Origin of the sequence: Pseudomonas sp. NFACC02 (genome assembly GCF_900110765.1) — a bacterium.
GTDB lineage: Bacteria > Pseudomonadota > Gammaproteobacteria > Pseudomonadales > Pseudomonadaceae > Aquipseudomonas.
In genome coordinates this window covers 26710-49259 of the sequence record NZ_FOEO01000007.1, presented here as the reverse complement: position 1 = coordinate 49259, position 22550 = coordinate 26710, and the positions used below count along the sequence as shown (strand labels likewise).

Genomic DNA, 22550 nt, shown 5'->3' with positions numbered 1-22550 from the left:
TTGTTTTGATCAGGCTTCAGCGGACCAGGCCGTGAAAGTGACGGACCTGTTGCGTCCAGCCCGCGCGCAGCACCGCCTGGTCCGCGCCCAGAATGAAAAAGCGCACGCCCATGGCACTGAAGCGCGCCAGGTCGTCGCTGTTGGAAACAAAAATGCCGGCCGCCTTGCCGGCGTGTTGTGCGGCATCGATCACCCGACTGACCGCAGACTCCACGCGCGGGTCATCCAGCGCGCTGACGCCCAGCGAGACGCTCAGATCGGCCCGTCCCACCAACAAACAGTCGATCTGTTCGACGTTGGCGATGGCCGCGAGATTGTCCAGCGCTTCCCGGTCTTCGATTTGCGCGATGATTGCGTGACGTCCGTCTTCGGCGGCCATGTGGTCGGTCAGATTCGCGCGGCCATAGCCCCCGGCTCTCGGCGAGTTGGAGAAACCTCGGTTGCCACCGCGGTAGCGGGTGGCCTGCAACACCTGACGGGCTTGGGCGGCGTGCACGATATGCGGCAGCACCAGACCGTCGGCCCCCAGATCCAGCGCCTGCAAAAGGGTGGAAGAATGGTCGTTGGCGACGCGAACGAGGCCGGCGACCTGGCTGGCGCGGCACGCCAGCAGGCCACGGTCGAGACTGCCCTGGTCGAACGGCGCGTGTTCGGCATCCAGCACCACCGCGTCGAGGCCGCAGTCACCTGCGATCTCGACCACGGCATGGCTCGGCGTCTTGATGAAGGTGCTGATCAACGACTCGCCGCCGCGTAGCCTGGCTGCGAAATCCGTGCGGCTCATGACGTCTTCTGCCCGGCGTCCGCAAACTCGGCAGCCTGGTATTCGATCAGGTGGCGATAGTCATCACGAATCGGCGAGAACACGTCCAGGTTCATCACCACTTCATCGCCGACGGGCTCTGCGTAGTGCACCACGTGAGGCGGGATGCGAATCATGCTGCCCGGCCCCCCCTCGACGACGTCGTCTCCAAGATGAAAGCGCACCCGTCCCTGCACGATGATGACGAGTTGCTCGAAGGTGTGACTGTGGGGAAATGTGTCCATTCCCGGCGTCAGCCAGTTCATGACACAGAGCGTATCGTCGCCACGGAATGCGACGCGCTCCACACCTTTGCGGACAGTCTCCCGTGGCAGGTCATTCCAGTTGTGAAGCAATGCGTTTGCTAGGCTCATCAGGGCTTCCTTTTGTTTCTATTGTAGGAATTGTGTTTCGCTGTAAGACAAAGCTAACGCTCGTGCAAATAGGTGGTCAAGTGACTTTTTTCGGCTTGACACCGGTTCTGTGAGAAACCTAGGATTACGCCATACAGAGAAATACTATTTCTCTCAATGAAATCAAATGCGGTTAATTCCTGAAAGGTCCCATGCTATGCGAGTGATTGAATCCCTGCTCATTGATGGCCAGTGGTCCACCGGTGCTCACGAGCGCCAGGCGGATGTCTTCAACCCTGCCACTGGTGAGGTCGTCGCGAAGCTGAGCCTGGCTTCGACGGCCGACCTGGACCGGGCGCTGGCCGCCGCTCAGCGTGGTTTTCAGACCTGGCGCAAGACGTCCGCCTATGACCGTTCGAAGATCCTGCGCCGGGCTGCCGACCTGGTGCGTCAGCGTTCGGACGAGATTGCCGCGCTGATTACGCTGGAGCAGGGCAAGCCGTTGGCTGAGGCCAGGCTTGAAGCGTTTGGCGCGGGTGACCATATCGACTGGTACGCCGAGGAAGGACGACGTGCCTATGGACGGGTGATCCCGCCCCGTGCCCGTGGTGTGCGGCAGACCGTCCTGCGTGAGCCGGTCGGTCCGGTCGCAGCGTTCAGTCCGTGGAATTTTCCAGTCAGTCAGCTAGTCCGCAAAATCGCGGGGGCACTGGCCGCGGGTTGCTCGATCATCGCCAAAGGACCGGAAGAAACACCGTCGTCGTGCATCGAGCTGTGCCGGGCGTTTCAGGATGCTGGCGTGCCGGACGGCGTGCTGAACCTGGTGTTCGGCGTGCCTGCCGAAGTCTCCGATTACCTTATTCGCTCCGAGGTCATCCGCAAGGTGTCGTTCACCGGTTCCGTGCCGGTTGGCCGTGCACTGGGCGCGCTGGCCGGGCAATACCTGAAGCGCTGCACCCTGGAGCTGGGCGGGCATGCGCCATTCATTGTGTGTGACGACGTGGACGTCAAGGCTGTGGCGGCCTTGGGCGCGGGCCTGAAGTTTCGCAATGGCGGGCAAATCTGCGCGTCGCCGACCCGCTTCTATGTGCAGTCGTCGATCTACGAGCAGTTCATCGACGCATTCTGCCAGGCCGGTGCGGCGATCAAGGTCGGTGACGGTCACGATGCCTCCACCCAACTGGGACCTTTGGCCAATGCGCGTCGGGTCAGTGCGGTGCAGGAATACGTCGATGACGCGATGGCCGTTGGTGCGCAGCTGGCGCTGGGTGGCAAACCGGCGCAAGGCGCAGGCTTTTTCTACCCGGCCACGGTACTGACCGATGTGCCAGACAACGCACGGGTAATGAGCGAAGAACCGTTCGGGCCTATTGCCTCGATCGTCCGCTTCGACACCGTCGAGGAGGTGATCGAGAAAGCCAACGGCCTGTCGTTCGGGTTGGCTGCCTTTGCCTTCACCCGCTCGATTCAGCGCGCCACCTTGCTGGCCGACGAGCTGGAATCCGGCATGGTGTCGATCAACCACTTTGGCCTCGCAGCACCTGAAACACCGTTCGGTGGTGTGAAGGACAGCGGCTATGGCAGCGAAGGTGGCAGCGAAGGGCTGGACGCCTACTTCACCACCAAATTCGTCAGCCAGATTGGCTGAAAAAACGTCACACAAAGAGAACAATAACAATGCAAACCTTCGATTACATCGTAGTCGGCGCTGGCTCGGCGGGCTGCGCGTTGAGCGCACGGCTGGCACAGGCGGGCAAGCAGGTGCTGCTGCTTGAAGCAGGTCCTGCCGACAATCATCCCTACATCCATATTCCCGGCACCTTCATTCGTGTTCACGGTTCGCAGCGGACCTGGATGTACCGAACCGAGCCTGAGCCCTTCGTCAATCAGCGTCGGGTTTTTATTCCGCAAGGCCGTACCCTGGGCGGCGGAAGCTCCGTGAACGCGATGATCTACATTCGCGGTCAGGCCGAAGACTATGACGAGTGGCAAGCCAGCGGCTGTCCTGGCTGGGGCTGGCAGGACGTCCTGCCGGTGTTTCGCCGCTGTGAGTCCAACGCCCGGCTCAGTGGCGAGCTGCATGGCCAGGATGGCCCGTTAAAGGTCAGCGATCCGGATCACCGGCATGCCCTGAGTCGTGCATTCGTCCAGGCGGCGGTGCAGGCCGGCGTGCCCGAGACCGATGATTTCAATGGAGCGAAGCAGGAAGGCGCAGGTTTCTTTCAAACCACCACCTCCCAAGGACGACGCGCCAGCTCCGCCGTCACTTACCTGAAGCCGATGCGACGCGATTCTCGCCTCACCGTCATGACCGATACCCATGTCACCGGTTTGCTGTTCGATGGCAATCGCGTCACCGGTGTCCAGGCGCTTGGTCGTGGCGGCGCTGCGACACAGTTTGCTGCGCGGGCCGAAGTCATCGTCAGCGCTGGCGCGGTGGCCTCGCCCAAGTTGCTGATGTTGTCGGGCATCGGTCCACAGGCCCACCTTCAAGCGATGGGCATCGTTACCCGGGTGCATTCGCCGGGGGTAGGTGAAAACTTCCAGGACCACCTCAGTGCCTCGGTCTACGCCCAGACCCGCGAGCCTGTCAGCTTACTGGGCCATGATCGTGGCCTGCGCGCCGTGGGGCACGGGCTGAAGTACCTGGCCAATCGCTCGGGGCTGTTGAGCTCCAATGTCGTGGAGAGCGGAGCATTCGTCGACGCCACGGGCTGTGGTCGCCCAGACGTGCAGTTCCATGTGGTGCCGGCGTTGGTTGGCGACATCGATCGCTTGCCCCCGAGCGGCCACGGCATCTCCATCAATCCTTGCGCGCTGCGGCCACGCTCTCGAGGCCAGTTGCGCCTCAAGAGCGCCGACCCGATGCAGGAAGTGTCGCTGAAGGCTAACTACCTGAGCGATGAACATGACCTTCGCACCATGGTCGCGGGTGTCAGGTTCGCCCGTCGTATTCTGCGCGCACCCGCGTTGGCCAGTATCGTGGAAAACATGCTCCTGCTGCCCAATCACGACGACATCCCCGATCAGGTTCTGGAAGACTATGTGCGCAGTGTGGCCAAGACGGTTTTCCATCCCGCGGGGACTTGCCGGATGGGCACCGACGCCGATGCCGTGGTCGGCCCGGACCTGAAGGTACACGGCGTGCAGGGGCTGCGGGTGGCTGACGCCTCGATCATGCCGACGATCGTCAGTGGCAATACAAACGCGCCCAGTATCATGATCGGCGAACGCTGTGCCGACTTCATCCTGGGGAGTGCCGCCTGATTTTGTGAACCTTTGGATGTTTTGAAACAAGCCGGTTTTTCGGAGCCGGTTTCTCTTCGCATGCACAACAATTACAAGAGTACAGCGATGAATCTAATCTCTCGTAACACCTTCAATAACGAGCAGGACAGCGTGCTCTGGAACCGCATCGCCTGGCGTCTGCTGCCGTTCCTTTTCGTGCTGTACATCATTGCCTTCCTGGATCGGGTGAACGTGGGGTTCGCCAAGCTGCAGATGGCGGCCGACGTTGGCCTCAGTGACATGGCTTACGGGTTTGGAGCCGGCGTATTTTTCATCGGCTATTGCCTGTGCGAAATCCCCAGCAACCTGATGCTGCAGCGGGTCGGGGCGCGGTTCTGGATCACCCGGATCATGATCACCTGGGGGCTGCTGTCGGTGTCGATGATGTTCGTCCAGACCCCGACGTCGTTCTACATCCTGCGTTTTCTGCTGGGCATGGCGGAGGCGGGGTTCTATCCCGGCGTCGTTCTGTACATGACGTACTGGTTCCCGGCCTACGCCCGCTCGCAAGGCATGGCCTGGTTCAATCTGGGGATCGCCATGGCGGGTGTGCTGGGCAGCCCGTTGTCCGGCTGGATCATGCAGACGTTCGCAGGTGTCCACGGGCTCGCTGGCTGGCAGTGGCTGTTCCTGCTCGAAGGCACGCCAGCGGTGCTGATGGGGATCGTGGTGTTCTTCTACCTGGATGACCGTCCCGGCAAGGTTCACTGGCTGACCCCGGCGCAGAATGAGCGTGTCGTGCAGCATCTGGCCGAGCAACAACAGGAGCATGAGGCGGCCGGGGCCGGGCATAATTTCCGCGCGGCATTCGTCAACAAGGGCCTGTGGTGCCTGATCTATGTGAACTTCGCGCTGTTGTGCGGCACCTACGGCGTCTCGTTCTGGCTGCCGCAGATCGTGCAGAGCCTGGGGGTCAAGAGTCTGTTTCACACCGGCTTGATTGCAGCGATTCCATTTGCCGTGGCATCGGTGGTCATGGTGCTGGTCAGCCGGCATTCGGACAGCACCCGTGAGCGCCGCTGGCACGGCACGTTTTGCAACCTTGCCTCAGCGTTGGGTCTGGCCATCGCTGCTTTCTTTCATGATCAACCGGTGCTGTCGCTGGGCGGCCTCAGTCTGGCGATGTCCGGTGGTCTGGCGGGCTTCTGTGTACTGTGGGCCTTGCCGGGCGTGTTGCTGACCGGCACGGCTGCTGCTGCGGGCATTGCGCTGATCGCCACTGTCGGCAATCTGGGCGGCTACGCCAGCCCGTTCATGATGGGCTGGATCAAACAGAGCAGCGGGCATCTGGAGTACGGGCTGTATGTGTTGGCGATCATGACGCTGATCGGCGCGTGGGTCATGTCGTCGGTCAAGCCGCCCAGCGCGCAAAGTGTGGGGGCCATGCCGCAACCTTCCACGATTTGATATCGCAGAACAACACAAGCGTTTCGGCAGGCGATACAATCGGGCTTTTCCAGCGTTCGATCTGAGGTGACCTCTTGGAACAGGATGACGAAAAGCCCGCCACCGGCCCGGTATTGCTGGAGTCGGTCGAAATGGTGTTCCGTCTGCTCGATGAGTTGACGGCCGCGCGCCGACCACTGGGCGTGACCGAACTGGCGCATCAGCTGCAAACCGCCAAGCCCAGAACCTATCGGCATCTGGCTTCGATGCGTCAGCTCGGGATCCTCGAGCAGGACCCCGTCACCGAAAAGTACCTGCTGGGCGCGCGCCTGGTGGCGTATGGCGAGGCCGCAGGCGAGCAGTTCGACCTGCGCGCCATTGCCGACCCCTACCTGACCCGTATCCGCGATGCCACGGGGCAGACGGCCTTGCTGGCCGTTGCCACCCATGACACCGCGCTGGTCGTTTCCTGCGTCGAGTCCAAGGCCAACGTGTGCATTTCGGTCAAACCGGGGAACCGTGTGTTGCCTTACTGCTCGGCTCAGGGCCGTACGGTGCTGGCTTTCGCCGATGCCGCCAGCCAGCAGCGGGTGATGCGTCGCAAGATGCCGCAACTGACTGAGCGCACCCTGAATGAGCCTGAATTGCTGGCCCGTCGTCTGGAGCTGATTCGCCAGCGACTGTACGACGACGCCGACGGCGAAGTGACCATGGGCATCAACGCCCTGTGCTGCCCGATCTTTCGCGAGAACGATGTAATCGTCGGCACTATTGGCATCGTCGGGCCGAGCGCGGCCATTCCTTCACCCCCGCCAGCCGGCATGTTGCGTGAGTTGCAATCGGCGGCGGCGGAAATCAGCGAGCGCCTGCACGCAGGGACTTACCAGCGTCTGTGATGGCCCGCTTCGGCGGGTCAAAACAAAACCCCAGCCTTATTCAGGTCTGGGGTTTTTTTATCGTTCAGGCACTGACCATCAGAAAACGTTGATCGGGTACTCGGTGATCAGCCGGACTTCGTTGAAGTCCAGCCCGCGATCCGGACTCCGGAAGCTGGCCTGACGCACTCTGAAAGACAGGTCTTTGGCCGGACCCGATTGCAGCACGTATTTCATCTCGATGTCGCGTTCCCAGGCATGACCATCGTCGGTCCGCGCCGTGTGGAAATCGGTGCCTTTGAGGTACCGGGTCATGAACGTCAGCCCCGGTACGCCGAGCGCGGCAAAGTTGAAGTCGTAGCGTGCCTGCCACGAACGCTCGTTTTCATAGTTGAAGTCCGAATATTGCACCGAGTTGGCGAGGAACACCGTGCTGTTGCCGTCCACCCCGTAGGTGTAATTACCGGTGCCGGTGACGCGCTGGTGGGCGATCAGGAACGTGTGAGGCCCGGCCGCCAGAGACGCCGACAGGCTCCATATACGGTTGTCCAGGACGCCGCCGCGTTGTTGGCCCTGACTTTTGGTGTCGTAGCCATTGAAGTCGAAGGTTGCGCTGTAGCCGGTGCCCAACGGCAGGACCGAAGTGGCGCCCACGTAGGTCTTGCGCCAGTAATCGTCGACGTCCGAATGATAGACCCGAGCGTTGAGATTGGGCGTGAACTGGTAGCTGCCGCCGATCAAATCCAGATCGGTCAGGCGCCCGCTGTCGTGCTCGCTCTGATCGCGCCCGCGCAGCGCAGTGAAATGCCCGGCATTGAGGGTCAGGCCGGGCACTTCCTTGCTGGTCACCAGCCAGCCCTGGGTGGTTTCCGGGAGCAACCGGTTGTCACTGGTCGCCAGCACCGGAAGGTTCACCAGTTGCTCGCCGAACTTCAATACGGTTTTCGATATCTTTGCCTTGAGCGCCATACCGCCTTTGGCGTACTCGTCCTTGGCCCCGTCGCTGTCTTCTTCGAGCAGCAGCGTGCCGCCCCCTTTGCGACCGTTGCCTGTGTCGAGTTTGATCCCCAGCAGGCCGATGGCGTCCACACCGAACCCGACCGTTCCGGGTGTGTACCCGGACTCGAAGATGCCGATGAAACCCTGTGCCCATTCTTCGGAATAATTCTGCGAAGTGCGGTCATCGAGAAAGTTGCGGTTCATGTAGAAGTTGCGCGCCTTTATCGAGAAGTGGGAATCCTCGACAAACCCGCCGTTATCGGCAAGGGCGCTCAGGGGAAGGGTGCAAGTGAGGGCAACAGTCAAAGCGTGTTTTTTGTTCATGGGCGTCATGTTCCAGGCGTACGCAAGCGTCCAGCCATTTCCTGTTGGAAGGAAACAGTCAGCGCTGTAATTGTTGTTATGGGTGTGCAGCGTCATGCCAGTGAAGAAGCATTTTCGGTCGTTCAGGTTTTCATGGACGCTCCTGTATTCGGGGGCATTCGAGACAATGACGGGCTCGGTTGCGCCTTGCTGCACACGCAATCACGAGTCTGAAATTGAATTATTTTGTATCTCTCAGAAAAACTGTGTTTCTCTTTTCGTGTCGATAGTAGGGACAGTGGAAGAACACTGTCAAGCGCCGACGATGGATTCGGAGCAGCTGATGCGCAGGGCCGTTCAGAGGGGCCGTTCAGAGGTGCAGTTCTTGAGTGTCGGGGGATAAAAAGCGTTCGGGCGGCATGTAACAGAAGGCGGGACGGAAGTCAGTTATTGCATTAGCCAGGTGTGAACGGACGGCGGTGATCTGCAAGCTTCTGTGGAAGCTTGCTTCAAGGTTTGCGCTGCGGGAGCCGAGCTCTTACGAGGAGGGGTGTCTGCGTCTCAGGTCATTCATTTATCGGCGGCCATACGCAGGCTGTCCCATAGGCCCATCACTTGAGTGACGGCGGCGTCGAGGGTGGCATGCGCAGCTCCATCTCGTGCCAGTGTCGACAGACCCAGCATGAAACTGTCGAATACGGTAGCGAGTACTTCCGACGTCACCGTCGCAGGCAACTCGCCTGCGGATATCGCGCGGTCGATACAAGCAACGATCCCGGCACGGTTCGCGCTTCTCGCCTGCGCGAGCGGCTCGGAGATGGCTTTGCTCTCGTCCGAGCATGCGCTCATGAGACCCAACGACACGAGGCAGCCCTTGGGATGGTCGGCCTCGCATTGCATTTTCGCCGACCGGCGCAGGGTACGTTCGATCGCCTCTCTTGGCGGCAGGGTCGTATCGAACAGGCTATCGGTTACCCGGCCATGCGTGGTGAGGTAGCGCTCCATGACCTCATTGAACAGCGCCTGCTTAGAGCCAAACGCAGCGTAAAAGCTGGGGGCCGTGATGCCGCCACCGATGCTGGCTTTGAGCAGGCTGAGAGAAGTCGCGTCATACCCATGCTCCCAAAACAGATGCAATGCCTGAGTGATTGCCATGTCGCGGTCAAACGTGCGGGGACGGCCCATTTTCGCCATGTCGAATCTCCAGCAGAATTACTTAAATACTAATCGATACATAAGTCATTGACCACCTGCCATGTCTTCTCTATCTTTTGTACCGATCAGTATATTAGTGGGGTGATGGGATGGTCGTAGACGAGAAGCAGGGCGAAAAACTTCCGCTTGGAGCGTTACTGGCACTGGCGATGACAGGTTTCATCTGCATCGTGACCGAGACGTTACCCGCGGGCTTGCTACCTGAAATCGGCAGTGGGCTGGCGATCTCCGCGTCGATGGCGGGGCAGATGGTGACCGTTTACGCGCTGGGGTCGCTGCTGGCAGCCATTCCGCTGACCATTGCCACGCAAAGCTGGCGCCGCAGAACAGTCCTGCTGCTGACGATTGTCGGCTTTCTGGTGTTCAATTCTGTCACCGCCTTGTCTTCCAGTTACTGGCTGACGCTCATCGCAAGATTTTTCGCTGGCGTCTCTGCGGGGCTCGCCTGGAGCCTTATCGCGGGTTATGCGCGACGCATGGTTGTCCCGCAATTGCAGGGCCGCGCGCTGGCGATCGCGATGGTGGGAACGCCCATTGCGTTGTCGCTTGGGGTTCCGTTGGGAACCTGGCTGGGTGGGTACATGGGCTGGCGCATGGCGTTTGGATTGATGTCCGGGCTGACCCTGGCGTTGATCGTCTGGGTGCTGAGCGAAGTGCCGGATTATTCGGGGCAGGCCGGCGCACGACGCAAGTCGTTGCATGAAGTGTTTTTCACGCCCGGCGTGCGCTCGGTGCTCGGCGTCGTGTTCACCTGGATGCTGGCTCACAACATTCTTTACACCTATGTCGCGCCCTTTGTTTCCGAGGCGGGCCTGGCAAGTGACGTTGATCTGGTATTGCTGGCATTTGGTGTTGCCGCGTTGGCGGGCATCTGGATCACCGGAAGGCTCGTTGATCGTCATTTGCGAAAGACCGTATTGGTCAGCCTCGCAACCTTCGCAGCCGTTGCCGGTTTCTTCGGTTTGTTCTCAGGCGTTGCCGTGGCGATTTATATCGGGGTATTTATCTGGGGCCTGACGTTTGGTGGCGCCGCCACGCTTTTGCAAACCGCGCTCGCCGATTCAGCAGGAGAGGGCGCAGACGTCGCGCTGTCCATGAACGTTGTGGTATGGAACAGTGCTATCGCAGGGGGCGGTCTATTGGGGGGCGTATTGCTTGGCCATTATGGGGTGAGCGCTTTTCCCTGGGCATTGGTGACGTTGCTACTGCTCAGTCTGATCATCGCCTTGCGAGCGCGAGTACATGGCTTCGCAGAAGGTGAAAGACGGTCCGGTCAAATGGTCGTCGGGCATTGAAGTGAATGTTCTGACATGAGAGTGACTTGCCGTTCGAGTCGCGGCGGCCACTGACGCATGCCGCCCGCCCGGATGTTGGCTGGTATCTGATCCTGTTCCGTAGCCGCAGGTCAGGGTCAGGCGTTTCCGAAAATCCTCGGCTGACGGGATCGCTAGCGGGTAATGCTCACCACCTGTCCCGGTTATTTCAATCGCTCGAGATGATCTGTGATGGATGCACTTTGCCGCTGAAAATCCGGAAACCGAACGTGTTGTAAAAGAGGGTCACCGGCATCAGCAGGGCAAAACCCACCAGCATAAAAGTCTGGCTCTTCGCGCTTGAGGCGGCAGCGTACAGACTGAGGTGAGGCGGGATGATCAAGGGAAAAATCGTGGTCACCATCAACGCGAATCCCAGGATGAAAAGACTGATGGCGGCTATCAACGGCAACACGTCATGGCGGCTCTGGAAACTGATCCAAAAAGCGATAAATGCTGCCAGTCCCACTCCGACGGTTGAGTACACCACGACAGGGCTGGAAAGCCTCTGTGCATAGTCCGGGTTCAGTGTGGAGGTCCAGACGAGCAGGAGGGCCATCAGCGCCAGCGTCGCAACAGAAAGGCATTGTGCCTGCCGGCGAGATGTTCGTTGCAAGGCGGAGTCGGTTCTCCAGTAGAGCCAACACGCTCCCAGCCATGCGTAGCCGACGATCAGCACCCCCGCGCAGTACAAAGCGAAAGGGCTGACCCATTCCCAGCCGGTTCCGGTGAATTTGCCGTTCTGGCTGGGAATACCCTGGACTAACGCGCCCAGGGCTGCACCCTGACAGCCTCCTGCTGTTAACGATCCGCAGAGGTGCAGCACGTCGATGCCGCGCTTGATGCCGGGGTCAGGCGCATAGTCGCGAAACTCCAGTGCCATCGCGCGGACGATCAGCGCGAGAAACATGGTGATAAACGGGACATACAACGCAGGTAGCAAAATGGCGTACGCCAGGGGAAACAGCGCCAGCAGTCCCCCGCCACCCAAGACAAGCCAGGTTTCGTTTGCGTCCCAGATCGGCAAGATGGACACCGCCATGGCGCGGCGTCGTTTGGGGCAGCGGGTTAATCCCAGCAGGATACCCACTCCCAGATCAGTACCGTCGAGCAACACATAGCTAAGCACCGAAAATGCAAGGGCCGCAGCGGATAGCAAAACGATCATGTCACCGTCCAGCATGGGGGCACCTCATGGCTTGCCGATTTCGTCAGGAAGCGTCGGTTGGGGTCCTTGTTCTCCTTCACTGGCCGGGTGCCGCAGAATGCGGAGCAACACCCATAAGCCGATACCGAAAACCACCAGGTAAAAAAATAAAATCGTAAACGTCGAGCTGATGACCTGTTCACTGGAGACGGGTGAGGCGCTGTCGGCCGTTCGCAGCAGGCCGTAAACCGTGAAGGGCTGTCGGCCCACTTCGGTGACGATCCAGCCGCTGATCATGGCCATGAACCCGACGGGCGCCATCAGCAAGCACCCATGCTGCAGCCAGCGCGTGGTGTATAAACGTTTTCGATAGAGCAACACGAGGCTGGTAATCCCCAGGGCCAGTATGAGCAGCCCCAATCCCACCATCGCACGAAAGGCCCAGAACACGACCGCAACAGGAGGGATGTCCTGAGGCGCAAACTCCGTAAGTGGTTTGATCGTGCTGCTCAGGTCATGACGCAGGTACAGCGAGGCGACACGTGGAATGGCCAACTCCAGATGGTTACGGCGTTCGGTCATGTCGGGCAATGCAAATAAACGCAGTGGTTCACCGGCGCCGGGAGCAGGGCGGGTCCACGCTCCTTCGATCGCCGCCACTTTTTGCGGCTGGAATTTCAAGGTGTTTTCGCCGTGAAGATCACCCACCACAATCTGCACAGGAGCCAAAACGACGACTGCCCACAACGCCATCGAAAACTGCACGTTTGCATGAAGGTGGGTTGGCTCGCGCAGTAATTGCCAGGCGCTGGCCCCGGCGACCAGCAAGGCAGTTGCCAGGTAAGTGGCCAGCATCATGTGGACGAAACGATAGGGAAAAGAGGGATTGAAAATGATTGCCCACCAATCCTGAGCAACAAACCGCCCATCAGCGCCGACGCCGAAACCCTGCGGGGTGTGCATCCAGGAATTGGCAGACAGGATCCAGAACGCACTGATGATGGAGCCGACAGCCACTGCGGCGGTCGCGAGAAAATGCAGGCCAGGTCCCACCTTTTTCATCCCGAACAACATGATCCCGAGGAAGCCCGCTTCCAGAAAAAACGCAGCCATCACTTCGTAAAACATCAGGGGCCCGAGAACTTCCCCTGCCTGCGCGGACAGTCGCGCCCAGTTCAGCCCGAATTGATATTCAAGCATCAGCCCTGAGGCTGTACCGATGGCTACATTGAGCGCGAAGATTTTCAGCCAGTACCGGTAAATATCCAGGTACACCTGCTGTCGGCGCCACAACCAGAGTGCTTCGAGGACCAGGAGAAAGCTGGCCATCCCGATGCTGAATGCCGCCAGCACGATATGGAAGCTGATAGTCACGGCAAACTGGCCTCGCGCCGCTAACAGCCCCCACTCGACACCGTCCATACCGTCTCCTCCGCTCGACCAGCCGCTAGACGATCTGGTCCGTTTCAGGCACGGCGCGATCAAGGTCATACGCATCCGGCTGGGCGCGAATCAGAATGATCGGTACGGACTTCGCAGCAGGCACCTTGCTGCGTTTGGCGTAATGCCACAGAGGGATCAACGCATTGGATTCAGGGTAGTACGAGGCCGCGCACCCTTCTGGAATGTCGTAAGCGATGATCTGGAATGGACCCACCTCGCGACCGACCGCTGGCTCGATGGCCGTACGCAGGCGAACCCACTCACCTGGCGCAAAGCCCAATCGCACGATGTCGTTGCGGTTCAGGAACACGACCTTTCGCGTGCCCTTTACTCCCCGGAAGCGGTCGTCGTAGCCGTACACCGTCGTGTTGAACTGGTCATTGCTGCGTAGCGTCATCAATTGCAGCACGTCCCGACCCGCTTCCCCCGTCAGGACATCGTCATCTTCGTCCAGTGTTTCGGGCGTGATGAACCGGGCTTTGCCCGAAGGCGTTGCCCATTGACGATGTGTTGCGCCCAGCGGGCGATGGAACCCGCCGGGTTTCCACATGCGCGTCTCGAAATCATGAAAGATTTCAGGGTAAACCTCACTGATGGCTTTGCGAATCAAGGCATAGTCGTGCTGCCATTGCCGCCACGGAACGGCCACGCTTTCGCCCAGCGTGGCGTGAGCCAACGCCGCGATGATGGCTGACTCCGAGCGCAACTGCTCGCTTGCGGGTTCCGCATTGCCACGCCATGCGCGGATGCAGCCGGTACTGTCCTCGGTGGTGTACACCTGTTCGACACCCTGTTGCCGGTCGATCTCGATTCTTCCCAGGCACGGCAGTAGCCAGGTGTGTTCCCCCGGCACCAGATGTGTGCGGTTGAGTTTGGTCGCGATCTGTACGTTCAGGCGAAGTCCAGACCAGGCAGGTTCCATTCGACTCGTATCGGGAACGGCGCGTAAAAAGTTGCCTCCAAGGCCGATAAAACCTTTCACGCTACCGTTGACGATCCCTTCGCAGGCGTCGATGGTCGCCATCCCTTTGCGCTCAGGCACGGAGAATCCAAACAAGGCCTCCAGCTTGTCCTTGGGGACCTTCGCAGGGTCTTCGGTAATACCGACGGTACGCTGGCCCTGTACGTTTGAATGACCTCGCACGGGGCAGATGCCGGCGCCTGGCTTGCCAATGTTGCCGCGCAGTAACAGCAGGTTGACCAGCATCTGTACGTTCGCAACCCCGTGTCGGTGTTGGGTCATGCCCATGCCGTAAACGATCATCACTTTCTCGCTGCGCGCATAAACCGTCGCTGCGGCTTCCAGTGCGCTGCGGGTCAGGCCGGACCGCCGCTCCAGTTCGTCCCATGAGTAACCCTTTACCGTGTCCATGAAGTGGGCGAGGCCGTCGGTGTGTTGCGCGAGGAAGTCGTGATCCAGAACGGGCGGTTCGCCGTCGCGTTTTGCCCGTTCCTCCAGGTCGAGGAGAGCCTTGGCGACGCCCATGACCGCAGCCGTATCGCCGCCGATGGCCACTTGGTGATACTGCGTGCTGATAACGGTCGATTTCGGACCCAGCATCTCGACAGGCGATTGGGGATTTACAAAACGCTCCAGTCCGCGTTCACGGATCGGGTTGAAGGTGATGATGGGCACTTTGCGCTTGCGCGCCTCCTGAAGCGGATGGAGCATCCGCGGACTATTGCTGCCGACGTTCTGCCCGAAGAAAAAGATGCAGTCGGTGTGTTCAAAATCTGCCAGCGTGACCGTGCCCACCGGCACGCCAATGCTCTCCTGCAAACCGACTGAAGTGCTTTCATGGCACATGTTGGAACTGTCAGGGAGATTGTTCGTGCCATAGGCGCGCGCAAACAACTGGTACATGAATGAGGTTTCGAGCGATGCACGCCCGGACGCATAGAACACCACCTCGTCGGGGCTCAATGCGCGTAGCTGCGCCCCAATCGCGCTGGCCGCTTCTTCCCAGGTGGTCGTCACGTAACGATCAGACTGAGCGTCATAACGCATCGGATGAGTGAGACGGCCATGCTGCTCTAGGTCGTAGTCCTGCCAGCCGCGCAGCTCGGTCACCGTATGGGCCTGAAAGAAAGAGGGAGCGGTGCGCAAGGATGTCAGCTCCCACGCCGTCGCCTTGGCGCCGTTTTCACAGAACTCCAGCGCGTGCGGATCGCCAGGCTTGGCCCAGGCGCAACTGACACAGGCAAACCCCTTGGGTTTGTTCTGTTTGATCAGCGCGGCGCTGCCTTTGACGAACGCCTGTTCACGCCAAAGGATGTTCAACACCGAATGCGCCGATCCCCAACCGCCCGACGCCGAAGTGTAAGGCCGAAAACGTGAAGTACCGTGGATCAACCTCATACCGACCTCGCCTAGTTTTTTGTGTCTAGACGTTACGAGCTAAGAGCGCAGACGAAGTTCGCAGATTCTGCTCGATGGTTGAGCCATCCAGGTCAGAATGCATCAGTCGTTCACGTATTCGCTGCGGGCAGTTGGGCAACTCGTTTTCGTTACAAGAGGCGGGTGAACCTGGGTCGAAGATAAGTTATCCACCCACAACTGAAGGTGAATGGCTCGTGGTTGCGTCGACGCTTTTCAGTCAGCATCATCAGCGCTCGACAAGGAGACGTCCCCATGCCCAAACCAGTGCTTCACCTCATGTCAGGCAAGATTGCATCCGGCAAATCGACGCTTGCGAAACGCTTGGCGGCCGAAGGGGATGCCATTCTGCTGAGTGAGGATCATTGGCTGGCACGGCTTTATCCTGATCAGATCAAGTCAGTAACCGATTATGTGCGCCTTGCACGGCAGATTCGGGAGGTGGTGGGCCCGCTCGTCATTGACCTGCTGAAGGCCGGTGTTACGGTGGTTCTGGATTTCCCTGCCAACACGCCTCAGGATCGACAATGGTTACGCAGCCTGGCTGACTCAGCCGAGGTCCTCCACCGTGTCCACTACATCGAAGTGGACGACGAGACCTGTCGAAACAGGCTGCACCTTCGGAACCGCCGCGCCGAACATGAGTTTGCTGCGACCGACGCAGAGTTTGACCTGATCACTCGTTACTTCCGGGCGCCGGATAAGGATGAAGGACTCCAGATCGAAATTCACCGCCTTTGAAGGGTGGTCATATCAAGCGATGTGACGTAAGCATTCTGTGAGCATACCTTTCAATTGGTTTGCTCCTACAGACATCCAGCCGACCACCTCGTTGTTCACCTCCGCGACGAATACATTGGATTCCCGCTGATGCAGCGAAGCACCCAATGACTGCAAGTATTCTGCAGGCATCAAATCACGATACGCAGCTTGCCAACTGCTGATATGGACCCGAGCAATGGCTTTTGCGTCGGAGGGCCGCAGTGATGCTGGACCGATATTTGCCATGGCGCTCCATGTGCACCTGGCGGCTGCATATCCGACGGAGGCGCGGCGACTGGTGACCTCGGCCCCTATGCTTATGCATCCTGCCCAGGACTGGCCCACTGCCCGACGAAGTCTTTAATCCTTCGCTCAATGCCACTCTCAACGGTCCTCAGCCGCAGAACAGGAATGTCACCTCTGGCCAGAATCTCATTTTTCATGGCGTCCCGAGCTGCCTGCACGGGGAGGTCGTGGTACCCGCCATCGACCTCGATCACCCCGATCGGTTTTTTGCCCACTTTGAAGTAGATGACGAAATCGCAACTGGCACGCCTCATGAACGCCTGCTGGGGCTCCGTCCAGTTGAGGCTACTCGGCGATACGAGCTTATCCAGATGGATTTGGGTGTGGTACGTCAACGCCCGGCACGCGGGGGCTGACAGCGTTTCGCGCAACGACTGAGCCACGATCTGCTCGGACTTGTAGCGTGAATCTTCGGACCGAAGGCGTGCGTTCAAGCGGTCCAACGACTGGTCGTACTCGCGGTACAGCAAGTCGAACGCCGACACCACCGGCGCGCGTACGATCTGCTCGTCTTGCGCGTAGTAGCTGATGTAGCGGATCAGCGCGGCGATGTGGCCATTGTTGTCCGTGAACACTTCGTCGCCCGTCACCAGCGTGAAGCGATGTTTGGCGCGCGAAACGGCCACGTTGATCATGCGCGGGTCGTCGACGAAATCCAGGCGCGTTCGCGCCTGGTTATAGCGCTTCTTGTCCAGAACGGTGGAAAAGACGATCTCGTCGCATTCGCGCCCTTGGAACTTGTGCACGGTGTCCTTTACGAAGTCCGTCGGCAAGTGCGTGTCGGAGAGGTTGACTTGCGCACGGAACGGGGCAATGTAACCGCGGCCTTCACCGTCGATTCCGACGGGCTGCCCCTCGTCTTCAAGCACCTTCAGCAGGGAGTCCAGTTCCCGAAGGTTGGTGTTTTTCCTGGCGTGGTTGCCCTTGGCTGTCACCACCAGGCGCAAAGGGGCAAGGCCGTTGTCCTCGGTCATTGGCACTAGCGCGTTGTCGTAGAACTGCTGATTGCAGAACTGGATGATCCTGGGGTGGCAGCGGTAATGCTCTTTCAGCAGGGTCCTGGGCAGAGCGTCCTGGAACACGGCAATGCACGAATCCAGAAGGCTGTAGCGCTCGCAGTCGTAGGCTTCGGCAGGCGCCTGAAGGCCCAGTGCGACGGGGATATGCGGTAACTGGCGATTGTCTCCAACGACGATCAGGTTCTTTGCGCAGCCCAGTGGCAGGATGCCGGGCACAATGTCCTGCAACGAGGCTTCGTCGATAATCACGTAGTCGAGGACCGCGCCCGGCGCGATCGAATTGACGATGGAGTGCGTACCGCTGCCCAAGACAGGGAAGCGTTGCAAGAAGGCATCAAAATTCCAGCAGTAAGTGTTGACATCAAAGTTGCTCGACGGCGGTTCCTGACGTTGCAGATGCTGCTTCAGATGAAGCATCGATGCTGTTGTCAATTCGTTCAGCACGGCTGTGAAATTCGCCTGTGCCAATGATTCACGGCACGCCAGAAGCTCCGTTTCCTTGTCCCTTATTGACGCGTCGTAGTAATGCATTTGCAGTGCATGGAAAACGGCCATGCGCGCCTCGTTCTCAGCGAATGGCTTGGTGCGAAAGATTTTGAATTTGAACAACAGCTCAATGCGGTCTTTGAGATGAATGCGCTGCTCGCCGAGGTACGCCAGGTAGGCCATGAGGTCCGCAGTCTTGCGCGGTGTCAGTCCGTACTTGTCGAGCGAACCCGTGGCCTGTACACCGCTTTCTGCCTGCCACTGCTGCAGGTACTGCCGCTCGATGACCAACTCATCCAGCTCGATTTGCAGTTGTGCCGACCTGTTGTGGTCTCGCAGGTGCTGCTTCAAGCGGGTCAGCAAGGCCTGGATATCATCCAGGGACGGTGCCGGCTCTGGCGCGCTTGATGGCCACGCAGGCAGGTCGGCGAAGAAGGCCTCACGTTTGTCCTGGTTGCCAAGCTTGGCCACCAAGTAGCCCAGGCCGTGTTTCTCAAGCTTTTCGTAAACGTTTTCCACGGCAGCATTGTTGTTGGACAGCACCGCTACCGTCTGCCCTCGTAACAGAATATTGGCGAGGATGTTGAGGATTGTCTGGGTCTTGCCGGTCCCTGGCGGGCCTTCTATCACGCTGATTTGTGCGCTGAACGCCCGCTCGACCGCCTGAAGCTGACTCTCGTTAAGCCCGAACGGATAAATGAGCCCTTGGTTCTGCGCCAGCGTACCGTTAAGCCCCGTGCAGTAGGCCTGCAAGGCAGTGCCAGCGATGGCCGGAAGTTTTTCGAGCTGGCGCACCACATTACTGGCTATTTCACGATCAGTCTTCGACGCAGCATGATCCTGTCGAGCATTCGCCACGGTCGTGAAATAGCGGAAGACCGGCGTGTCCTTCATCGAGGTCGGGGCGGTCAATCCGATGCCGTCCATCTTGTAGACGTAGGGCTTTTCGACGCCGGGATAATGCACAACGGCATATCGCTCGTCGTAAATCGTCGCTTTGACAATGGGCTTGGCGACCTTACTGCCGTGCTTGTGCAGCAGTACATTGATCAATTCGCGGCTGGGTGAAACGTGGCAGTTGCTGAGAGGACGGATGTATTTTTTCCTGGAGGGGAAGTGACAGGTCAGTGTCAGGGCTTCGTACTTATCGCTCCAGCTAATCACCCAGTCGCTGATCTGGGCGGTCTTGTCCTCGCCATCCACCTGAATCGAAGCCATATCGCTGTCCCTATCCGTATGGCATTCGGCTTCGCTTCGCGCCGAATGCAATTTTCTCCGTGAGTGATCATATTGCCATCATTGCCCGTTTTTTTCAGCAATGGGGGCGGGGGGGGGCGTGCGTATCGGGCGAGCGTAACGCCGATTGATTCTGTTCCTCATCTTCAAACACCCGCTTCGGTAATCGAAGCATCGACCTTGACGGACCTTCCATTGCTCGATTGAACCGGCTTCCCGTCCGACCTGATACACAAGTCGAGTCGATGCGTGAAAAGGTCTCACGAGGGCAATGGGTCGAAGCAACCGCTCGCCAATCAGCCCGTCGATGCCAGGTCGGTCCGGTCCAGCCGTTGAACGCTGGCGAACGTCGATTCGTTTCGTGCCTGATCGAGCGCTGTCAGCGGTTTAATCATTGAGGGCGATAACGCCTGCTGACGACTCGTCTCAGAACCTGAGCGTTCGCTGCTCGGGGGGACGCCAAATTGCTCGCGATAGCATTTGGAAAAATGAGGTGTGGAAACGAAGCCGCAGACATATGCCAGCTCGACGATCGTCAGGGAGGTTTGCTTGAGCAGTTGGCGTGCGCGAATCAGCCGTAACCTCAGGTAGTAACGTGAGGGCGTGCAGTGCAGGTATTTCTGAAACGACCGCTCCAGCTGTCGGCGTGACAGATCGACGTACTCAGCCAGCGTGTCCAGGTCAATCGGCTCTTCAAGATTGGCCTCCATCAAGGCGACCACTTCTTGCAGCTTGGGCTGGTGAGTGCCGACCACATGTTTGAGCGGCACGCGCTGACGATCCTGCTCGCCACGGATGCGTTCGTAGACAAACATCTCGGAGATGGCGGTGGACAGCTCACGACCATGATCGCGGCCAATCAGGTGCAGCATCATGTCCAGCGGCGCGGTCCCGCCAGAACTGGTGAAGCGGTTGCGATCAAGGGTGAACAGATTGCTGCTGACGCTGACGCGCGGGAAGGCTTCCTGCATGGCGGCCAGAAACTCCCAATGCACGCTGCATTCGTAGCCGTCGAGCAGCCCGGCCTTGGCGAGCGCCCAACTGCCGGTGCACACCCCGCCCAGACGTTTGGACTGACGCGCCAAGGCTTGCAGCCAGGTGGTATGTTCGCGGGTGATCACGCTCTGGATGCCCACACCGCCGCAGACGATGACGGTGTCTGCTACGGAAGGGTTGCACCAGGCAGTATCCGGCGTGATCGGCACGCCGTCGCTGGCCCAGACGGCCGCGCCGCTTGGGCTGAACGTATGCCAGCGATACAGCGTGCGCCCTGACAGTTGATTCGCCATGCGCAATGGCTCGACGGCGGAAGCGAGCGACATGAGCGTGAATTTGTCCAGCAGCAGAAACCCGATGGATTGGGGCGTACCGTCGGCCACGGCGAGGGGCGATGACATCGAGAAGTCCTTGCAAGATGAGTCTGCGACACGGGTATGGGTCATGCGCCCCTCGGCGTTAACGAAGGGCGTATCCGTTACGGGGTCAACGCTTACCCCGCCGACGTGGCCTTCGCGGCCGCCGGCGCAGGGTGACGCGACGTCATCAGGCCGATAAAGGAAATCATCAGGGCCAGGCCAATGGTTGTGGTGACTTCAGTGCGGTGTTGCGGGGTAATCATCATCACGGCCAGCGCGGCGCAGATGAACACGATTACCAGCCACGTCAGCCATGGAAACAGCCACATGCGGAAGGTCAGCTCGACATTGCGTCGACGTAATATTCCGCGCATGCGCAACTGTGACACCGCGATCGCCAGGTACACCAGCAAGGCAATTGCGCCAGAGCTGGCCAGCAGGAATTCAAACAAGCCGGCGGGCATGAAGTAGCTCCACACGGTGATCGATGCACCGAGCACCGTGCTGGCAATGACGGCTGCGCGTGGTACGCCTTGCGAAGACGTGGCCTTCAGCGCCTTCGGAGCGTCGCCGCGTTTGCCCAGCGAGTACAACATGCGCGAGGCAATGTAGATCGAGGAGTTCATGCAACTGGCCACGGCGATCAATACAACGACATCCACCATGAACTTGGCATGGGGAATGTTCATGATTTCCAGAGCGCGTTGATAAGAGCCCACCGAGGCCAGCAGCGGATCGTTCCAGGGCACCACGGAAATCACCACGAAGATCGACAACAGGTAGAACACGCTGATGCGCCAGATCACCGAGCGCGTGGCTTTGGCAATGTTCTGCGCCGGATTACTCGATTCGGCGGCTGCGATCGTCACCGCTTCAGTCCCGATAAAGCTGAACATGATGGTGATGAACGCACCGACGACGGCCGACAGACCGTTGGGCGCGAATCCGCCGTGTTCGGCCATCAGACGGCTTAATCCGCTGGCGTCGCGATCGGGAATCCATCCCATCAGCACGGCAAACCCGACGCCAATGAACCCGATGATCGCCACGACTTTGGCCATGGCGAACCAGAATTCGAACTCACCGTACTTGGAGACGCTGAAGAGGTTGGTCACCACCAGCGCAATGATCGAACCCAATGCGAACAGCCAGGCATCGACTTGCGGAAACCACTGGTTCAATACATGGCCGGCCGCCAGCGCTTCGATAGGAATCACCAACACCCAGAACCACCAGTAGAGCCAACCGATGGTGAAACCGGCCCAGCGCCCGATGGCCTGGTCGGCATAGGTCGAGAATGACCCGGTGTCCGGATTGGCCACGGCCATTTCACCGAGCATGCGCATGACCAGAACGACCAGCAAACCCGAGAACAAATAAGCCAGAAGGACCGCGGGTCCCGCTGCGGCAATCGCATGCCCTGAACCGACGAATAAACCGGCGCCGATAATCCCGGCGATGGACAGCATGGTGACATGACGAGGCTTGAAGCCCTGCGCCAACTGGCTACTCGAATCCATGGAGTTCGGGCTGATCATTGGTCTTTTTATTCTCTGCAGATCGACATTTGAGCAAGTTGACCGGGGGCAATCGATACCTGTCATTGCGTGGTGAGCGCTTCGAAAGACGCCCGCTTCAACCCAAGAAGCGCTTACAACCCGGTCATCGTGATGGAGGCTGTTGGTGTGAAGACGCGCCACCTTACCCGGCCCGTCCGGCGTCTCAGTAGCCTGATTGCGCCATATCCGTGTCCGATATCGACACGACAAGGCGTGTGCTCAAAGCCGCGCAGGTTCAAACCGAACACACCTGACAGTCTTTTTGTGTGGGCTATCGATGAACCTGTTACCCCCTTCTGTTCGGCTCTATTTCGCGATCTTGAGCT

16 protein-coding genes and 1 pseudogene are annotated in these 22550 nt (G+C 59.4%); 6 read left to right on the top strand and 11 right to left on the bottom strand.

What is annotated here, in order from left to right:
• Nucleotides 1-16: 16 nt before the first annotated feature.
• Both BMY73_RS08580 and BMY73_RS08575 read right to left on the bottom strand, forming a co-directional pair.
• Nucleotides 17-784: an HpcH/HpaI aldolase family protein gene (locus tag BMY73_RS08580; RefSeq protein ID WP_092406429.1), complete on the bottom strand. Its 768-nt coding sequence runs from the start codon at nucleotides 782-784 to the stop codon at nucleotides 17-19.
• Nucleotides 781-1176, bottom strand: a complete 396-nt coding sequence (locus BMY73_RS08575; RefSeq protein WP_092406427.1) for a cupin domain-containing protein — start codon at nucleotides 1174-1176, stop codon at nucleotides 781-783. Before BMY73_RS08575 ends, BMY73_RS08580 begins: the two co-directional genes overlap by 4 nt.
• Before the next feature lie 196 nt (nucleotides 1177-1372).
• Between BMY73_RS08575 and BMY73_RS08570 the strand changes: the two genes are divergently transcribed.
• The 4 genes from BMY73_RS08570 to BMY73_RS08555 all read left to right on the top strand — a co-directional run bounded on the left by BMY73_RS08570 (nucleotide 1373) and on the right by BMY73_RS08555 (nucleotide 6725).
• Nucleotides 1373-2803 carry an NAD-dependent succinate-semialdehyde dehydrogenase gene (locus BMY73_RS08570; protein ID WP_092406425.1) on the top strand — a complete coding sequence of 477 codons (1431 nt, stop codon included), beginning with the start codon at nucleotides 1373-1375 and terminating at the stop codon, nucleotides 2801-2803.
• 29 nt (nucleotides 2804-2832) lie between these two features.
• Nucleotides 2833-4422, top strand: a complete 1590-nt coding sequence (locus BMY73_RS08565; protein ID WP_062386726.1) for a GMC family oxidoreductase — start codon at nucleotides 2833-2835, stop codon at nucleotides 4420-4422.
• 87 nt (nucleotides 4423-4509) lie between these two features.
• Nucleotides 4510-5850 carry an MFS transporter gene (locus BMY73_RS08560; protein WP_082060925.1) on the top strand — a complete coding sequence of 447 codons (1341 nt, stop codon included), beginning with the start codon at nucleotides 4510-4512 and terminating at the stop codon, nucleotides 5848-5850.
• A gap of 74 nt (nucleotides 5851-5924) precedes the next feature.
• On the top strand, nucleotides 5925-6725 hold the full coding sequence (locus BMY73_RS08555; protein WP_062386721.1) for an IclR family transcriptional regulator: 801 nt from the start codon (nucleotides 5925-5927) through the stop codon (nucleotides 6723-6725).
• Nucleotides 6726-6803: 78 nt separating this feature from the next.
• Here the strand turns inward: BMY73_RS08555 and BMY73_RS08550 are convergent, their stop codons facing one another.
• Nucleotides 6804-8027 (bottom strand): OprD family porin, encoded by a 1224-nt coding sequence (locus BMY73_RS08550; RefSeq protein ID WP_092406423.1) that lies wholly within the window; start codon nucleotides 8025-8027, stop codon nucleotides 6804-6806.
• Between the two features lie 549 nt (nucleotides 8028-8576).
• Nucleotides 8577-9200 carry a TetR/AcrR family transcriptional regulator gene (locus BMY73_RS08545; RefSeq protein ID WP_092406421.1) on the bottom strand — a complete coding sequence of 208 codons (624 nt, stop codon included), beginning with the start codon at nucleotides 9198-9200 and terminating at the stop codon, nucleotides 8577-8579.
• A 110-nt stretch (nucleotides 9201-9310) separates the two neighbouring features.
• Between BMY73_RS08545 and BMY73_RS08540 the strand changes: the two genes are divergently transcribed.
• Entirely contained in the window at nucleotides 9311-10516 is a 1206-nt protein-coding gene (locus BMY73_RS08540) for an MFS transporter (protein WP_092406419.1), read from the top strand.
• A gap of 187 nt (nucleotides 10517-10703) precedes the next feature.
• Here the strand turns inward: BMY73_RS08540 and BMY73_RS08535 are convergent, their stop codons facing one another.
• The 3 genes from BMY73_RS08535 to BMY73_RS08525 are packed head-to-tail and all read right to left on the bottom strand — an operon-like array spanning nucleotide 10704 to nucleotide 15483.
• Complete coding sequence (locus BMY73_RS08535; protein ID WP_092406417.1) at nucleotides 10704-11717, bottom strand: cytochrome d ubiquinol oxidase subunit II; 1014 nt, start codon at nucleotides 11715-11717, stop codon at nucleotides 10704-10706.
• A 9-nt stretch (nucleotides 11718-11726) separates the two neighbouring features.
• On the bottom strand, nucleotides 11727-13172 hold the full coding sequence (locus BMY73_RS08530) for a cytochrome ubiquinol oxidase subunit I (protein ID WP_256571152.1): 1446 nt from the start codon (nucleotides 13170-13172) through the stop codon (nucleotides 11727-11729).
• Nucleotides 13129-15483, bottom strand: a complete 2355-nt coding sequence (locus tag BMY73_RS08525; protein ID WP_092406413.1) for an FdhF/YdeP family oxidoreductase — start codon at nucleotides 15481-15483, stop codon at nucleotides 13129-13131. Before BMY73_RS08525 ends, BMY73_RS08530 begins: the two co-directional genes overlap by 44 nt.
• 273 nt (nucleotides 15484-15756) lie before the next feature.
• Between BMY73_RS08525 and BMY73_RS08520 the strand changes: the two genes are divergently transcribed.
• On the top strand, nucleotides 15757-16242 hold the full coding sequence (locus BMY73_RS08520) for a P-loop nucleotide/nucleoside kinase family protein (protein WP_062386713.1): 486 nt from the start codon (nucleotides 15757-15759) through the stop codon (nucleotides 16240-16242).
• Nucleotides 16243-16296: 54 nt separating this feature from the next.
• On the opposite strand, the pseudogene BMY73_RS08515 reads toward BMY73_RS08520, so the two are convergent.
• The 4 genes and pseudogenes from BMY73_RS08515 to gabP all read right to left on the bottom strand — a co-directional run.
• Nucleotides 16297-16509: pseudogene (locus BMY73_RS08515) on the bottom strand (hypothetical protein); the annotation flags it as partial.
• A gap of 71 nt (nucleotides 16510-16580) precedes the next feature.
• The gene (locus BMY73_RS08510) at nucleotides 16581-19292 is read right to left on the bottom strand and encodes an AAA domain-containing protein (RefSeq protein WP_092406411.1); all 2712 of its coding nucleotides are present in this window, start codon (nucleotides 19290-19292) and stop codon (nucleotides 16581-16583) included.
• A 314-nt stretch (nucleotides 19293-19606) separates the two neighbouring features.
• On the bottom strand, nucleotides 19607-20707 hold the full coding sequence (locus BMY73_RS08505; RefSeq protein ID WP_092406409.1) for a choline metabolism transcriptional regulator GbdR: 1101 nt from the start codon (nucleotides 20705-20707) through the stop codon (nucleotides 19607-19609).
• A gap of 92 nt (nucleotides 20708-20799) precedes the next feature.
• Nucleotides 20800-22203 carry a GABA permease gene (gabP, locus tag BMY73_RS08500; protein WP_062386707.1) on the bottom strand — a complete coding sequence of 468 codons (1404 nt, stop codon included), beginning with the start codon at nucleotides 22201-22203 and terminating at the stop codon, nucleotides 20800-20802.
• Nucleotides 22204-22550: the final 347 nt, after the last annotated feature.

What these genes read in the sequence shown, in the direction of transcription:
- BMY73_RS08560 (WP_082060925.1), top strand. Translation starts at nt 4,510, where the DNA reads ATGAATCTAATCTCTCGTAACACCTTCAATAACGAGCAGGACAGCGTG.
- BMY73_RS08550 (WP_092406423.1), bottom strand. Translation starts at nt 8,027, where the DNA reads ATGAACAAAAAACACGCTTTGACTGTTGCCCTCACTTGCACCCTTCCC.
- BMY73_RS08520 (WP_062386713.1), top strand. Translation starts at nt 15,757, where the DNA reads ATGCCCAAACCAGTGCTTCACCTCATGTCAGGCAAGATTGCATCCGGC.
- BMY73_RS08535 (WP_092406417.1), bottom strand. Translation starts at nt 11,717, where the DNA reads ATGCTGGACGGTGACATGATCGTTTTGCTATCCGCTGCGGCCCTTGCA.
- BMY73_RS08565 (WP_062386726.1), top strand. Translation starts at nt 2,833, where the DNA reads ATGCAAACCTTCGATTACATCGTAGTCGGCGCTGGCTCGGCGGGCTGC.
- BMY73_RS08580 (WP_092406429.1), bottom strand. Translation starts at nt 784, where the DNA reads ATGAGCCGCACGGATTTCGCAGCCAGGCTACGCGGCGGCGAGTCGTTG.
- BMY73_RS08530 (WP_256571152.1), bottom strand. Translation starts at nt 13,172, where the DNA reads ATGACCTTGATCGCGCCGTGCCTGAAACGGACCAGATCGTCTAGCGGC.
- BMY73_RS08525 (WP_092406413.1), bottom strand. Translation starts at nt 15,483, where the DNA reads ATGAGGTTGATCCACGGTACTTCACGTTTTCGGCCTTACACTTCGGCG.
- gabP (WP_062386707.1), bottom strand. Translation starts at nt 22,203, where the DNA reads ATGATCAGCCCGAACTCCATGGATTCGAGTAGCCAGTTGGCGCAGGGC.
- BMY73_RS08575 (WP_092406427.1), bottom strand. Translation starts at nt 1,176, where the DNA reads ATGAGCCTAGCAAACGCATTGCTTCACAACTGGAATGACCTGCCACGG.
- BMY73_RS08510 (WP_092406411.1), bottom strand. Translation starts at nt 19,292, where the DNA reads ATGGCTTCGATTCAGGTGGATGGCGAGGACAAGACCGCCCAGATCAGC.
- BMY73_RS08570 (WP_092406425.1), top strand. Translation starts at nt 1,373, where the DNA reads ATGCGAGTGATTGAATCCCTGCTCATTGATGGCCAGTGGTCCACCGGT.
- BMY73_RS08545 (WP_092406421.1), bottom strand. Translation starts at nt 9,200, where the DNA reads ATGGCGAAAATGGGCCGTCCCCGCACGTTTGACCGCGACATGGCAATC.
- BMY73_RS08540 (WP_092406419.1), top strand. Translation starts at nt 9,311, where the DNA reads ATGGTCGTAGACGAGAAGCAGGGCGAAAAACTTCCGCTTGGAGCGTTA.
- BMY73_RS08505 (WP_092406409.1), bottom strand. Translation starts at nt 20,707, where the DNA reads ATGTCATCGCCCCTCGCCGTGGCCGACGGTACGCCCCAATCCATCGGG.